The 15074-nt window shown below is 68.7% G+C and carries 10 protein-coding genes; all 10 read right to left on the bottom strand.

Annotated elements, in window-relative coordinates; genetic code table 11:
• Positions 1 to 260: 260 nt before the first annotated feature.
• Complete coding sequence (locus IH48_RS0108050) at positions 261 to 1550, bottom strand: sugar ABC transporter permease (protein ID WP_030901076.1); 1290 nt, start codon at positions 1548 to 1550, stop codon at positions 261 to 263.
• Positions 1547 to 2338, bottom strand: a complete 792-nt coding sequence (locus IH48_RS0108055) for an ATP-binding cassette domain-containing protein (RefSeq protein ID WP_030901080.1) — start codon at positions 2336 to 2338, stop codon at positions 1547 to 1549. The genes IH48_RS0108050 and IH48_RS0108055 overlap by 4 nt, the downstream gene beginning before the upstream one ends.
• A 216-nt stretch (positions 2339 to 2554) precedes the next feature.
• Positions 2555 to 3664 carry a substrate-binding domain-containing protein gene (locus tag IH48_RS0108060; protein ID WP_030901084.1) on the bottom strand — a complete coding sequence of 370 codons (1110 nt, stop codon included), beginning with the start codon at positions 3662 to 3664 and terminating at the stop codon, positions 2555 to 2557.
• A gap of 134 nt (positions 3665 to 3798) precedes the next feature.
• Positions 3799 to 4998: an ROK family transcriptional regulator gene (locus IH48_RS0108065; RefSeq protein WP_030901086.1), complete on the bottom strand. Its 1200-nt coding sequence runs from the start codon at positions 4996 to 4998 to the stop codon at positions 3799 to 3801.
• A 228-nt stretch (positions 4999 to 5226) separates the two neighbouring features.
• On the bottom strand, positions 5227 to 6147 hold the full coding sequence (locus tag IH48_RS0108070; protein ID WP_199809908.1) for a carbohydrate ABC transporter permease: 921 nt from the start codon (positions 6145 to 6147) through the stop codon (positions 5227 to 5229).
• Entirely contained in the window at positions 6147 to 7070 is a 924-nt protein-coding gene (locus IH48_RS0108075) for a carbohydrate ABC transporter permease (protein ID WP_030901091.1), read from the bottom strand. The genes IH48_RS0108070 and IH48_RS0108075 overlap by 1 nt, the downstream gene beginning before the upstream one ends.
• Before the next feature lie 144 nt (positions 7071 to 7214).
• Positions 7215 to 8666 (bottom strand): N-acetylglucosamine/diacetylchitobiose ABC transporter substrate-binding protein, encoded by a 1452-nt coding sequence (gene ngcE, locus IH48_RS0108080; RefSeq protein ID WP_030901093.1) that lies wholly within the window; start codon positions 8664 to 8666, stop codon positions 7215 to 7217.
• 1059 nt (positions 8667 to 9725) lie between these two features.
• A complete protein-coding gene (locus tag IH48_RS0108090) occupies positions 9726 to 10268 on the bottom strand; it encodes a TetR/AcrR family transcriptional regulator (RefSeq protein WP_030901095.1) in 543 nt (180 codons plus the stop codon).
• A 5-nt stretch (positions 10269 to 10273) separates the two neighbouring features.
• Positions 10274 to 11875, bottom strand: a complete 1602-nt coding sequence (locus tag IH48_RS0108095) for an MFS transporter (protein WP_051839348.1) — start codon at positions 11873 to 11875, stop codon at positions 10274 to 10276.
• Positions 11876 to 12023: 148 nt separating this feature from the next.
• Positions 12024 to 14816, bottom strand: coding sequence for an aconitate hydratase (locus tag IH48_RS0108100; protein ID WP_030901099.1), 2793 nt, complete (start codon positions 14814 to 14816; stop codon positions 12024 to 12026).
• Positions 14817 to 15074 lie beyond the last annotated feature (258 nt).

Consider the following 15074-nt stretch of genomic DNA (forward strand, 5'->3'; position numbering starts at 1 on the left):
TCTGCCGATCCGCTGATTCTAATGTTCCGCCCGCGACGGCGTTCGTCGGGCGGCGCGTTTGTGTGTCACACCATCGGCTGTAAACGATTGGAACCTCTTGCGCCCATTCGACCCTTGTGCATGGTCGCCGCCCTCCGATACGCAGGGGTTTCCCGCTGCCCGTGGGGCGCCGGGGGCCACCGGAGCTCAGCTGCTGCCCACCGGAACGCGGCCGTGCCCGGCGCCTGCGAAGGCACCGGGCACGGTCTGCGGGAACGCGGTCAGGCGCGACCCGCGCTCCTCTGGGTCTTCCTGGTGATGGCGTCGATGACGACGGTGGCCAGGAGGACTGCACCGGTGACCATGGACACGATGGGCGCGGACACACCCTGGATGCCAAGACCCACCTGGATCGAGATGATCACCAGCACGCCGAGCAGCGCGTTCCACGTGCGGCCCCGGCCACCGAAGAGGCTGGTGCCGCCGATGACGGCCGCCGCGATGGAGTTCATCAGCAGGTTGCCGGCGCCGGCGCCCTGGTTGGCCGCCGCGATCTGGGAGGCCAGGAAGAGACCGCCGAGCGCGGCGAAGAAGCCCGCGATCATGAAGACCGTGATGCGGATGGTGGTCACGTTGATACCGGCACGGCGCGACGCCTCGACGCTGCCGCCGAGCGAGAAGACCTTGCGGCCGTACGTCGTCCTGCGGAGAACGAAGTCGGTGATCACCAGCAGGCCGACGAAGATCACCACGGCCAGCGGCAGGCCCTTGTACTGGTTGAAGATGATCGCGACGCCGAAGGCCACGATGGCGATCAGCACCGTCCGCATGAGGATGTCGCTCACCGGGCGGGCCGGCACGCCGGCCTGCTGCCTGCGGCGGTTCTGCGAGTACGACGTCCAGAAGTAGACGACCACGGCCACGAGGGCCAGGATGTACGCCGCCGCGACGTTGCTGAAGTAGTAGCCCTCCAGCTTGTAGACGACGTTGTCGCTGGGGATGTTGATGGTGCCGTCCGGGCCCAGCACCTGGAGCATCAGGCCGTTCCAGAACAGCAGGCCGGCCAGGGTGACGGCGAAGGCCGGAACGCCGACACGTGCGAAGAAGAAGCCGTGGATGGCGCCGACCACCGCGCCGGAGACCAGGGCCAGCACGAGGGCGAGGATGTCGTTCATGCCGTGTGTGATGGCCAGCACCGCGAAGATGGCGCTCGACAGACCGCTGACGGAACCGACGGAGAGGTCGATCTCGCCGAGCAGCAGCACGAAGACGATGCCGGTGGCTATCAGGCCGGTACCGGCCATCTGCACCAGGATGTTGGTGATGTTGCCGGGGCCCAGGAAGTTGGAGTTCAGGCTGGTGAAGATCGCGGCGATCAGGATCAGACCGACGATGACCGGGATGGAGCCCAGCTCACCGGCCTTGATCTTGCGCTTGAACTCGGTGACGTACCCGGCGATGCCCTCCTGCTGCACGAGCAGCCGAGGGTCGACGGCGGTGACCGCGCCCTCCGCCGCCTGCGGCGCGTCCACCGCGGCGTGGCGCGCCGAGGAGGTCTTGTCGATGCTCACTTCTGAACCTCCGCGGTACGGGACGCGCGCCGGGTGACGGCGTTGTCCGTGGCGCCGGTGATGGCGGCGATGATCTCTTCCTGCGAGGTGGTCCTGACGTCGAAGACGCCGTTGTTGCCTCCGAGGCGCAGCACGGCCACCCGGTCGGCCACGGCCTTCACGTCGGCCATGTTGTGGCTGATGAGCAGGACGGCGAGGCCGCGGGCCCGCAGCCGCTCGACGAGGTCGAGCACCTGTGCGGTCTGCTCGACGCCGAGGGCGGCCGTCGGCTCGTCGAGGATGACGAGCTTGGGCTCGCCCAGCATGGAGCGGGCGATCGCCACGACCTGGCGCTGGCCGCCGGAGAGCGACGCGATCGGGATGCGCACGCTCGGGATGCGGATGGAGAGCGAGTCGAGGAGCTCGCGTGAGCGGCGCTCCATCTCGACCTCGTTGAGCACGAAGCCGTAGCGGCGGATCTCGCGGCCGAGGAAGAGGTTGCCCACGACGTCGATGTTGTCGGCGAGCGCGAGGTCCTGGTACACGGTCGCGATGCCCAGGTGCTGGGCGTCCTGCGGCCGGTTGACGGAGACCCGTCCGCCCTGCCACTCGATGACGCCCTCGTCGATGGGGTGCACGCCGGCGATCGTCTTGACCAGCGTGGACTTTCCGGCTCCGTTGTCGCCCACGAGGGCGACCACCTCACCGGCGTGGATCTCAAGTTCGACGTCGGTGAGCGCCTGGACGGCACCGAATCGCTTGGAGACCCCTCGCAACGCCAGCACGGGCGTAGCGGTCACGTGAACCATCTCCTTCGCCGCCTGACCGGCGGGGATGCCGCGCCGGGGTGTGGCGCGGAGGTCGAGCAGAACATGCGCGAACCTGCCGCCGGGGGTCGGCGGCAGGGGGTGTGAAGAGTTCCGTCCGGCGCCCCGTCGCTTCTGCTTGCGGGGCGGTGGTCGAGCGGGGCGCCGGACAGGCTTCACGCGGGAGCCGCGGGGAGGTGCCCCCGGCTCCCCGGCCGGTCACATCAGACCGGCGGCCTTGCACGCGGCCTTGTAGTTCGCGGTGCAGATGTCGGAGAGCTTGTAGTAGTTGTTCTTGACCACCGTGCTCTTGACGTTGTCCTTGGTCAGGGCGACCACCGGGACAATCTTGGTCGGGATGTTCTTCGTGGTGTTGCTGTCGCTCTTGTCGGGAGCGACGGAGTCCACGGACTTGCCCTGGGCGAGGTCGACGGCCATCTGGCCGGCGATGGACGCCTCCTGCGGGTAGGACTTGAAGATGCTCATGAACTGCGTGCCGGCGAGGATCCGCTGGACACCGGTGAGCGTGGAGTCCTGGCCCGTGACCGGGATCTTCTTCGGGTCCATGCCGGCCTTCTTCATGGCCTCGATGATGGCGCCGGCCATGTCGTCGTTGGCGGAGTAGACACCGACGATCTTGTCCTTGCCGAGAGCCTGGATCGCCGCCGCCATCTCGCTGTTGGCGTTGACCGGGTCCCAGTCCTGGGTGTCGTACGTCTTGCCGATGGTCGTGCTCTTCTTCAGGATCGGCAGGGCGCCGTCCTTGAACATCTTGGCGTTCGGGTCCGTGACGGAGCCGTTCACCATCACGATGTCGCCGGCCTTGGCCTTCGGCCCCAGCTTCTTGACCAGGGCGTTGGCCTGCACCCGGCCGACTTCGGTGTTGTCGAAGGAGGTGTAGGCGTCGATCGGGCCGTCCGCGAGGCGGTCGTAGGCCACCACCGGGATGCCGGCGTCCTTGGCCTTCGTGACCGAGGAGGCGATCGACTTCGAGTCCACGGCGTCGAGGATGATCACGTCGACCTTGCGCGTGATCAGCGTCTGCATCTGCTGGGTCTGGGTCGTCGCGTCCTGCTGGGCGTTCTCGTAGACGACCTTGCCCTTGCCGTTGGTGAGGTCCGAGATCCGCTTGGTGATCAGCGGCCTGTCGAGGGACTCGTAACGAGCGGTCTTGTTCTCCGGCAGCAGGAGGCCGACCGTGATGTCGTCCCCCTTCGCCTTCTTGCCGGCGGAGTCGCCGCCGCTGCCACCGGACTGCTTGGCGCTGCCGCAGGCGGCGAGGAGGACAGCCATGGCGGTGGCGGACGCGGCCATCGCAGCACGACGCATCTGAGCGTTCACTTCGAAAAACCTCCCTGACGAGGCCGCGTCGCTGCGGCCGAGGTGGCTGGAAGTCAACTCGGCCAAACGGGCGACGTCAAGGAGTAAATCCTTAACGAGATGACAACGGTGCCATTCGTTATCTAAGTGAAGACGGGAGCCGTGGCCGGATGCGTGCTCTCCAGCAGGGTCGAATCTCCCATTTCGTTGAGTACGAGCGCCAGGGCCCCGAGCACCTCGGCCCGCCCCCCGAGCGCTCCGGGGAGCACCGACAACTGGCGGCCCGCGCTGGGGATCGCGTAGCGTGAGACGGACTCCCTGATGGGTGCGAGCACCAGTTCCCCGGCCTCCGCGAGATCGCCCCCCAGGACGACTCTGGAGGGGTTCAGGAGGTTGCAGAGATTGGCCACGCCGCTGCCGACGTGGCGGCCTACGTCGCCGACGACCCTACGGCATCCCGGGTCGCCCTCGCGCGCCAGCTGTACGACCCGTTCCATGGTCAACTCGGAGCCGTGGCTCGGCTGGAGGAGCGGCAGCACGTATCGCGCCGCGGCGAACGTCTCCAGGCAGCCGCGGTTGCCGCAGCGGCACACCGGGCCGGCCTCGTCCAGCGTGATGTGGCCGATCTCGCCGGCCGTGCCGCCCGGGCCGCGGTAGATCTGGCCCGCGATGACGAGGCCCGCCCCGACGCCGCTGGCGACCTTGATGTAGGCGAGGTCCTTGACCCCGCGGCCGCTGCCCCAGACCATCTCGCCGAGGGCGCCGAGGTTGGCGTCGTTGTCGACGTACACGGGCACGCCGAGGCGCGCGGCGAGCTCGTCGCCCGGGTTGATCCCGCCCCAGCCCGGGAGGATCGCCGTGGACCCGAGCGTGCCGGACTCGACGTCGATGGGGCCCGGCACTCCGAGCCCCACGCCGATGACCTTCTGGCGGTCGATCCCGGTGGTCACGATGAGCCGCTCCACCAGCGTCTCCGCGCGGCCGAAGCCGTCCGCGTACGACGCGTCGACGTCCAGCGGCTCGGACTCCTCGGCCAGCACCTGGTGGGCCAGGTTCCCCACGGCCACCCGCAGGTGCGTGTGGCCGAAATCGACTCCGAGCACGATGCCGGCGTCGGGGCTGAGCGAGACACTGCGGGCCCTGCGGCCGCCGGCGGAGGTCGGGGTGACCTCGACCGTGCCGCCGTCCTTGAGTTCCCGGACGATATTGGAGACCGTGGCGGCGGAGAGTCCCGTGCTCCTGGCGATCTCGGCCTGCGTGAGCGAACCGGCCATACGCACGGCGCGTACCACCCGCTCCAGGTTTGCCCGGTGCAGGGACGACTGCGACCCCGGAGTCTGCACGGATCATCCACTCCTGCCCTGGCGGGCGGCACGACGACCGCCTGCCGGTGGGGCCGCGTCACTGAGACCCCGACGTTTCTCCAACTTGTGAACCCTAAGCTCAGCCTTTGGGGCCACCTCCCGTCAAGACCTTGAGCGATGCCGCTACGGGCAAAAGGTCCGAATCACACGGAAATGCCCGCCGACAACTGTCGACGGGCACGCCCTGGTCCGATGTTTTCGCTGACGTTACTTCAGTGCCCCCGCGGTGAGCCCCTCGACGACCTGACGCTGGAAGACGATGTACGCGGCGAGGACGGGCAGCATCGCCATCACGAGCCCGGCGAACAGGCCCGACCAGTCCCCCTTGTACCCCTGGCTGGTGGCGAGCGCCACGAGGCCCTGGGAGAGCACCTTGTGGTTCGGGTCGGTGTTGAGCACCGTCGGCAGCAGGTACTGGTTCCACTGGCCGAGGAAGTTGAAGATCCCGACGCTGATCAGGCCGGGCTTCGCCATGGGCAGCATGACCTGGAAGAAGGTGCGGGTGTGCGACGCACCGTCGATGATCGCCGCCTCGGCCACCGAGGTCGGCAGCGTTTTGAAGAACGAGGTGAGGAAGAAGACGGTGAACGGCAGCGAGTACGCGATGTAGACGATGATCAACCCGGGGATGGTGTTGAGCAGCGACAGGTTCTGCATCACGTAGAACAGCGGGACGAGCGCCAGGATGATCGGGAAGCTCATTCCCCCGATGAACAGGAAGTAGATGAACCTGTTGCCGGGGAACTCGAACCGGGCCAGCACGTACGCCGCCATCGAGCCGAGCAGCAGCGTGCCGAAGAGCGAGAACGCCACCACGATGATGGTGTTGAGGAAGTAGTCGCTCATGTGCGCCTGGCTCCAGGCGCGCGACCAGTTCTCGAAGTGCAGGTGGCTGGGGAACGACCACGGCGAGGTGAAGATCGACTTGTCGTCCTTGAAGGAGGTCATGACCGCCCACAGCAGCGGCATCACCACCAGGATCGCCCAGATCACGAGGACGCCGTGGGAGAAGACGTTGAGCACCCCGCCGGTCTTCTTCCTGCCGTGCTCGCGGCCCGGGCCGTTCTTGGCGGCCGGGACCCGCGGGGGCACGGTCTCGGCGGGCTGCGGTGAGGTGTCAGTGCTCATCAGAACTCCAGCCGTTCGCGCCGGCCCATACGCAGCACCCCGGCGGCGAACACCAGGGTGACGAGGAGGAGGGCGACGCCGATGGCGGTCGCGTAGCCGGCCTGGCCACTGTGGAACGCCTTCTGGTAGACGTACAGGCTCAGGACGTTGGTGGAATCGGCGGGTCCGCCGGGGCCGACGGTCATGATCTGGGTGACGGCGAAGGACTCGGCGCCGAGTGAGAGCACACCCATGTAGACCCAGCCGGACTGCACGGTGTCCCACAGCAGGGGCAGGGTGATCCGGAAGAAGGTGGTGGCGCGCGACGCCCCGTCGAGCAGGGCCGCCTCGTAGAAGTCCTTGGGGATGGACGCCATGCCCGCGGAGAACAGCACCACGTAGAAGCCGACCTGGCTCCACATCAGGACGGCCATCACGCACCACAGCGCGAGCCCCGGGTCGCCGAGCCACTCCGGCTGCAAGCTGCCGAGCCCGATGGCGTCCAGGAAGGCGTTGAGCGCCCCGCTGTCCGGGTTGTAGAGGAACTGGAAGAGCAGGGCGACGATCGCGATGGACAGCACCTGCGGGAAGAAGTAGACGACCTTGTAGAACGAGGAGCCCTGGACGCCCGAGACCGCGGCGCCCTTCTTCCTGCGTCCGCCCACGTTCAGCATGAACGAGAGGAACAGCGCGATGGCCAGCACCACCACGGGCAGCACCAGGACGTAGATCACGCTGTGCCGGAAGGACGCCCAGAAGGTCGGGTCGTGCATCATCCGCCGGTAGTTGTCGAGCCCGGTCACCGAGAACTGGGGACTCAGCCCCGTCCAGTTGGTGAACGAGTAGTAGATCGACTGGATGAACGGCCAGATGACGAAAATGGCGTAGAACGCCAGGGGGACGATCAGGAACCCCACGATGAAACGGTACTTGCCGTGCTGCATGTCTCCCGACCCCGAATCCTCGACGGCGCCGCCCCCATGGCGTGCCGCCGTGCCGACTGGGCGCGTGCCGGCCGGCGAGGTGCGGACCGGCACGAGCGGCCGGAGGCCCGGTGTGCCCGGGCGCCTCCGGCCGTCCGCACCGCCCTACTGGTGCTTGTAGTGCGTGATGGACGAGTCCTTGGCCGCCGCGTCGGAGTACTGCTGGCACTTCTTGACGCATTCGGCCGGGGTCATGCGGCCGGCCATCATCTCGCCGAGCGCGCCCACGCCGATCTTCTGCTTCTGCAGGTCGACGTACCAGTCCTGCAGGCGCGGGTTGAGTACGTTGCTGCCGGCCAGCTTCAGCGCGTCGGCACCCGACTGGAGGGCGCTCGTGAGCGTGATGCCGTCGGTGCCGCCGTTGTAGGAGCTGAGGGACTTCACCTTCTGGATGAAGTTCTTCGTGGACCCCTCGCTGAGCATGATGCGCAGCTGCTCCATGGCTCCCAGCGGGTTCTTCGCCTTGGCCGGCACGATGTACGGCTCACCGCCCGAGGCCCAGATGGTGCCGAACGGCAGCTTGTCGCTGGAGTCGAGGCTGGAGGGCGCCGAGACCTTCATCTGGAAGTCCTTCGGCGTGGTCTTCGCCGCCTCGTTCTCCACCCAGGAGCCGTCGGGGATGAAGAGCGCCTTGTACTGCGTCCACGCGGTCTGCGACTGGATGTGGTCGAGGCCCGGCGTGCCCTTGAGGATGTAGCCCTTCTTGTAGAGCTCGTAGTACGCGTCGAAGGCGGCCTTGACGGCGGGCGCCTTCCAGCAGTTCGGCTCCAGGTTGTCGATGGCGTCCAGGACCTCGCGGCCGCCGATCTTGCCGATGAAGGGGTACAGCGAGAACGGGATGTAGTACGGGTACTTGCCCGCGTACGTCCAGCCCGCGACGCCCTTCTTCTTGGCCTTGGCGCACAGCGCCAGCATGTCGTCCCAGTTCTCCGGGTACTTCGCGTCGAAGCGGTCGAGCGCCTTCTGCGAGTACCACACGCCGTACACGGTGTACGCGTAGTTCATGACGTAGACCGGCTTGCCGTTGTACTGGCCCATCTCCAGGACACCCGGCCGCAGCGTGTCGCGGACCTTCTTGTTCGGGTCGTCGTAGGAGGGGGCGTCCATCAGCGGGGTCAGGTCGGCCAGCTGCTTCTGGCCGACGAGGACGCCCATGTCCATCTGCTCGGCGCCCGAGTTGTCGATGAGATCGGGCGGCGTGCCGCCGTTGAAGCGGGGCTGGAGCGTCGTCTGGATCTTCTGCGTCGGGGTGAGCGTGACCTTCGCCTTGGGGAAGGACTTGTTGTACAGGACGTTGGCGTCCTTCGCGTACTGCGTGCCGAAGCCGCCGTCGAAGATGACGAACTCGAGCGGGGCGGTCGCGTTCACCCCCAGCGGGTTCTTGGCGCTGGTCTTGCCCTTGTTCGGCTTGGGCGTGCCGTTGCTGTCCCCGCCGCCGCTCGCGCAGGCGCTCAGGAAGCTCACCGCCGGCACGCCGACCAGGCCGAGGGCTGCTGACCGCTTGATCACATCGCGGCGGCCGAGGCCCCCGTTGTTCTGAGCGGAGGTGGATCCCATGCTCAAGTCCTCGCCTTCTCCAGGACTCAGGCGGTGTGCCGGCCGGCCGTCCTTCTCGTCTGAGGCGAAGGCCCCGCCACCGCGGGTCTATGAAGCTGGTCGTACAGAGTGGTGTCACGTGTTCGCTTGCGGATCACAAAGGAGAGCGGCCCGGCCTCACGAACGGATACGGGCAGAGTCCTCCCGCCGTCCCCCCTTGGCCCGGCCTGCACCGAAAGCTCCAGGACGGACGCCGACAGGTATAGTCCACTTCCCGCCGAAGGAGCAAGATCGAAAGCAAACTTGGTCGCCACTCTTTCCCTAGTTGAGACCTCGCGGAAATGTAGCCCCATTGCCGAACGATTTGGTGCGTACTCGCCGATCGGAATGAATAATTCCGCGATTTTCTCCCGTGCAACACCCTTGACAGGCGGGCCCCTTCGGTCGTCGATCACGCCGAAGGCGGGTGTGTGCACGGTCGCCGGCCGGTCCTCCGACGGACGTCGCACCGAACGCCGTGGACCACGACTCAACGCCTCAAAGCGGGATCAAAGCGGGGTCACAGCGCGTGCCGGTCCCGCCCGGGCGGGCGGTTTCCCGTCCCCTCCTCCGGAACAGGAAAAGGCCGCGAAATGGAAGCGGCAACGCACGGAACTGCCCGAAAAGCGCCGTTCCTGCCTTCGGTGCGCCCACGCGCCGGGCAAGACCCGTGGGGTGCCTGGGACCACAGCGGCGACCGGTGCGGCGTCACCCGGCGGTTCGGCGAGCCGAACGCCGGGTGAACGAGTGGTGTACCTGTGGCACGGTGGTGCGAGGCGCGCGGCGAGTACGTCCCGACGATGTGTAGACCTGCTCAGGATGGGGACACGGGTGGCGTGGCGGCGTACCGTTCAGCCCGCCGTCACGTCAAACCGGCCGTGGACAGCGGCCGGCCGTCGCACTCAGGGGGCGAGCCATGGTGATCCAAGAGACGTACACCGTCCTCTGCGCGGTCCTGGCGCTGATCGGCATCGCCTGCGTCCTCTGGGCGTGGAACGTGAGCGGCCGCGGCGGCGCTTCCTGACCTGGCGTTCTGCCGGGTCAGTCGAGCAGGCGCCGGACGAGGGGCAGCAGGTCGCCCGGATCCGCCGCCGCCAGGTGCCCGAGCGTGCCCGTACGGCGCGCGAGCACGACCCCCACGAACGCGGCCGTGAGCAGTTCGGCGCGCAGCTCCGGCCGGTCGTCGCCCTCCCGTACGAAGTGCTCACGCAGCGGTCCGACGATGCGGCGCTCCAGCTCGGCCGCGGCCGCGGCGTGCGCCTCCGGGTCGTCGTAGGGGCGGACGGCGACCTGGGCGACCGGTCCCGGCCCCTGCCGGTCGAAGCGGCGCAGCAGGCCGCCCAGCCGTTCGGCGTCGAACAGGTCGGCGAAGGTCTCCGCGTCGCTCTCCGCGCGCAGCACCGCGACGAACAACTGCGCCTTGCCGCCGAAGTACCGGGCGATCATGGCAGGGTCGACGCCGGCGTGCTCGCCGATGTCGCGGGAGGTCGTCCTGTCGTAGCCGCGCTCGGCGAAGAGTTCGGCGGCCGCTCGCAGCAGCCGCTCCCTGCTCGCTGCGGCGTCACGGCGCCTGGGCGTGGGCATGGCGGTCAGTTCCCGGCGTCGTCGCGAGCGGGGCGGTGGTCCGTGCCTGAGGCGCCGGGTCCCGCCGGGGCGGCCGAGGTGGCGGGCACGGCGTCGGCGAGTCCCTCGTCGGCCAGTACCCGGTCGGCGGCGGCCCGCTGGATCCGCTGCTCCGGCAGGTACGGGGATCCGGCGGCGGGTCCCGCGATCGCGCCACCGGCCGCGCGGCGCGTACGCACCCTGGGCAGCAGGACGGCCGCGACGGCCGTGGCGATCCACATGGCGCACGCGATGAGCCCCGCGTCCGTGTAACCGCCGTCGGTGGGCAGGGCCTTGCCCGGCGAGGTGTGAGCTTCGAGCACCACGGCGCTCATGGTACTTCCCGCCGCGTAGCCGACGTACCGGATGACCTGGTTGAAGCTCGTGGCGCTGCCCGTCTCCTCGGGCGGCACCGAGCCCACGATGAGGCCGGGCATGACCGCGAAGATCGCGCCCACGCCGAGGCCCGCGAGTGCCATCACCACGAGCACCTCCCACATGGCGCCCCGCGCGTAGCTGAACATCACCATCGAGAGCAGCATCACGAACGCGCCGAGGCCGAGGGCCACGCCGACGGGGATCCGGGTGACGAGGGCGCGGGTGACCCGGGTGGAGACGACGCTCGCGGCGGAGAACGGCGTGAGGACGAGACCGGCGACGAACACGGTGGCACCGAGCCCGTATCTGCTGCTGACGGGCGTTTGCACGAAGCGCGTCACGAGCGAGATGAGCAGGTACATCCCGACGCCCGCGAGCAGGGCTGTGACATCGGCGGTCAGGACCGAGGGCAGCCGGAGCAGCCGCAGGTCGACCAGCGGGTGCGCGGCCAGGAGCTCCCGTACTACCCACCCGGCGAGCACGAGGACCGATCCGCCGACGACGCAGCACAGCAGCGGTGACGTCCAGCCCCAGCTCTCGCCCTCGCTGAGCGAGAGCAGCAGGCCGACGAGCGCGACGCCGAGCAGGACGGAGCCCGGCAGGTCGAGGGGGCGGGCCGGGCGGTGCGCGGAGGAGGGCACAACGATCGCGGCCACGACGAGTCCGAGGGCGCTGACGACGGCGCCGAACCAGAAGGCGGCGTGCAGCCCGCCGAACTGGGCGACGAGCCCGGTGATCGGGTAGCCGAGCCCGACGCCTGCGACGGTGGTGACGGACAGGACCGCGGCGGCGGGCCGGGAGCGCTCGGGCGGCAGCGCGTCGCGCACGGCGGTGATGCCGAGCGGGGTGAGGCCGAGCCCGATGCCCTGCATGGCCCTGCCGACCAGGAGGAACGGGAAGCCGAGCGGCAGTGCGGCGAGCACGGCGCCCGCGGTGACGGCGACGAGCGAGGCGATGATGACGCGCCGCCGGTGCGGCCCGTCCCCGAGCCGGCCGGTCAGCGGCGTGGCGACGGCGGCGACCAGGAACGTCACGGTGAGCGCCCACTGGGCGTCGCCCACGAATATGTGGTCGCTCTGCGCGATCGTCGGTATCAGGGGCGCGCCCAGGCTGCTGACGACGGCGACGACCATCCCCATGAACACCAGCCCCGGCACGAGGAAGCGGTGGGGCTCGGGGGTGGGCTCGGGACGGGGACTGGCATGGGTCATATTGTCAGTCTACGCCCGATGTCTACACACGATGTCTACATCCGATGACCTTGCACGCGCGGTGGCCGGGAACACGGACGGCGCCTCCGCACTCGGCGAGTGCGGAGGCGCCGTCGTGGGGAGCCGCGCCGTGCGCGGCCGGCCCGCGTTACTTGCGCAGCAGACTGCGCAGGACGTACTGGAGGATGCCGCCGTTGCGGTAGTAGTCGGCCTCTCCCGGCGTGTCGATGCGCAGGACCGCGTCGAACTCGACGCCCGTGTCCGTGGTGACCTTGACCGTGCTCGGGATGGAGTCGTTCAGGCCTGTCACGCCGGTGAAGGAGAACGTCTCCTCGCCGGTCAGGCCGAGCGAGTCGGCACTCTGGCCCTCGGGGAACTGGAGCGGCAGGACGCCCATGCCGATCAGGTTCGAGCGGTGGATGCGCTCGTAGGACTCGGCGATGACGACCTGCACGCCGAGCAGCACCGTGCCCTTGGCCGCCCAGTCGCGCGACGAGCCGGAGCCGTACTCCTTGCCGGCCAGCACGACCAGCGGGATGCCCTGCTCGATGTAGTTGCGCGACGCGTCGTAGATGAAGGAGACGGGGCCGTCCTCCTTCGTGAAGTCGCGGGTGTAGCCGCCCTCCGTGCCCGGCGCGATCTGGTTGCGCAGGCGGATGTTGGCGAACGTCCCGCGGATCATCACCTCGTGGTTGCCGCGGCGCGAGCCGTACGAGTTGAAGTCGCGGCGCTCGATGCCGTGCTCCGTGAGGTACTTGCCCGCCGGCGAGTCGGCCTTGATGGCGCCGGCCGGGGAGATGTGGTCCGTGGTGACCGAGTCGCCCAGCTTCGCCAGCACGCGCGCGCCCGTGACGTCCTCGACCGGCTCGGGCTCCTCGCCCATGCCGTCGAAGTAGGGGGGCTTGCGCACGTAGGTGGACTCCGTGTCCCACTCGAACGTGTCGCCGGTCGGAATCGGCAGCGAGGTCCACTGCTGGTCGCCCGCGAAGACGTCCTTGTAGGAGTCCTTGAACATGTCCTGGCCGATGGCGCCCGCGACGACCTCGTTGACCTCCGCCTCGGTGGGCCAGATGTCCGCGAGGTGGACGGGCTTGCCCTCCTTGTCGACGCCGAGCGCGTCGCGGGTGATGTCCACCTTCATGGACCCCGCGATGGCGTAGGCGACGACCAGCGGCGGGGAGGCCAGGTAGTTCATCTTGACGTCGGGGTTGATCCGGCCCTCGAAGTTGCGGTTGCCGGACAGCACGGCAGCGACCGCGAGGTCGGCCTCGTTGACCGCCTTGGAGACCTCCTCGGGCAGCGGCCCCGAGTTGCCGATGCAGGTGGTGCAGCCGTATCCGACGAGGTTGAAGCCCATCTTGTCGAGGTACGGGGTAAGGCCGGCGCGGTCGTAGTAGTCCATGACGACCTTGGACCCGGGCGCCAGCGTGGTCTTGACCCACGGCTTGCGGGACAGACCCTTCTCGACGGCCTTCTTCGCGACGAGCGCGGCCGCGACCATCACCGTCGGGTTCGAGGTGTTGGTGCAGGAGGTGATCGCGGCGACCGTCACGGCGCCGTGGTCGATCTCGTACGTCGAGCCGTCGGGCGCTGTGACCGTGGTCGGCTTCGAGGGTCCCGGACGTCCTGTCGCCCCGGCGTGGTGCGCGGCGCCCCGGCCGTCGTCGCCGTCGAAGAGGGCCGGCGAGTCGCTGGCCGGGAAGGACTCGGCCCCCGCCTCGTCCACCGGCGAGACCTCGTCCTGCGACGCCGCGTCGTCGTCCTCGACGTAAGCGCGCACGTCGCAGCCGAACTGCTTGGCCGCCTCGGAGAGCACGATGCGGTCCTGGGGGCGCTTCGGGCCCGCGATGGACGGGACGACCGTGGCGAGGTCGAGCTCGAGCTTCTCGGAGTAGTCGGGCTCGGCCGCGGGGTCGAGCCACAGGCCCTGCTCCTTGGCGTACGCCTCGACCAGCGCGATCTGCTCCTTGCTGCGGCCCGTCAGCGTCAGGTAGTTGATGGTCTCGGCGTCGATCGGGAAGATCGCCGCCGTGGAGCCGAACTCGGGCGACATGTTGCCGATGGTGGCGCGGTTCGCGAGCGTGGTGGCGCCGACGCCCTCACCGTAGAACTCGACGAACTTTCCGACCACGCCGTGCTCGCGCAGCATCTCGGTGATGGTGAGCACGAGGTCGGTCGCGGTGGTGCCCGCGGGCAGCTCACCGGTCAGCTTGAAGCCGACGACGCGCGGGATCAGCATCGAGACGGGCTGGCCGAGCATCGCGGCCTCGGCCTCGATGCCGCCGACGCCCCAGCCGAGCACGCCGAGGCCGTTGACCATGGTGGTGTGCGAGTCGGTGCCGACGAGCGTGTCGGGGTATGCCTGGCCGTTCCTGACCATCACCGTACGGGCGAGGTGCTCGATGTTGACCTGGTGCACGATGCCGGTGCCGGGCGGGACGACCTTGAACTCGTCGAACGCGGTCTGACCCCAGCGCAGGAACTGGTAGCGCTCGCGGTTGCGCCCGTACTCGAGCTCGACGTTGCGCGCGAAGGAGTCGGGCGTGCCGAACTTGTCGGCGATCACGGAGTGGTCGATGACCAGTTCAGCGGGGGCCAGCGGGTTGATCTTCGCCGGGTCGCCGCCCAGTTCCTTGACGGCCTCGCGCATGGTGGCGAGGTCGACGACGCAGGGCACGCCCGTGAAGTCCTGCATGATCACGCGGGCGGGCGTGAACTGGATCTCCTGGCTGGGCTGGGCCTGGGAGTCCCAGCCGCCGATCGCGCGGATGTGGTCCGCGGTGATGTTCGCCCCGTCCTCGGTGCGGAGCAGGTTCTCCAGGAGGACCTTCAGGCTGTAAGGGAGGCGCGCGGAGCCCTCGACCTTGTCCAGCCGGAAGATCTCGTACGACTCGTCGCCCACGCGCAGCGTGCTGCGGGCGTCGAAACTGTTGGCCGACACGACAGTCTCCTTCTTGATGTGCGCGTACCTCCGCCATGCTGCCGCCACGAGTCGTCACCGATCCGCTGAGGTAAGACTTACTTAGGGTCGCCTCACCTGTAACGCCGGGCCGCGGTACGCCTTGCATAAGTATCTCGATGTCGAGATAACTCTAGTACATGACCGCGCGATGGTCATGCGCGTGCGGCCCCGCACGCGACCGCGTCGGGCGGGGCCGCAGCCATCGATGGGTCGGGTTCCGCGGTAACCGGCTCGGCA

Source organism: Streptomyces sp. NRRL F-5126 (assembly GCF_000721265.1).
Classification (GTDB): domain Bacteria; phylum Actinomycetota; class Actinomycetes; order Streptomycetales; family Streptomycetaceae; genus Streptomyces.

Bases quoted from the DNA above. Each gene is read 5' to 3' on its own strand.
- IH48_RS0108075 (WP_030901091.1), bottom strand. From the start codon at position 7,070: ATGCAGCACGGCAAGTACCGTTTCATCGTGGGGTTCCTGATCGTCCCC.
- IH48_RS0108095 (WP_051839348.1), bottom strand. From the start codon at position 11,875: ATGACCCATGCCAGTCCCCGTCCCGAGCCCACCCCCGAGCCCCACCGC.
- IH48_RS0108055 (WP_030901080.1), bottom strand. From the start codon at position 2,338: ATGGTTCACGTGACCGCTACGCCCGTGCTGGCGTTGCGAGGGGTCTCC.
- ngcE (WP_030901093.1), bottom strand. From the start codon at position 8,666: ATGGGATCCACCTCCGCTCAGAACAACGGGGGCCTCGGCCGCCGCGAT.
- IH48_RS0108070 (WP_199809908.1), bottom strand. From the start codon at position 6,147: ATGAGCACTGACACCTCACCGCAGCCCGCCGAGACCGTGCCCCCGCGG.
- IH48_RS0108090 (WP_030901095.1), bottom strand. From the start codon at position 10,268: ATGCCCACGCCCAGGCGCCGTGACGCCGCAGCGAGCAGGGAGCGGCTG.
- IH48_RS0108060 (WP_030901084.1), bottom strand. From the start codon at position 3,664: ATGCGTCGTGCTGCGATGGCCGCGTCCGCCACCGCCATGGCTGTCCTC.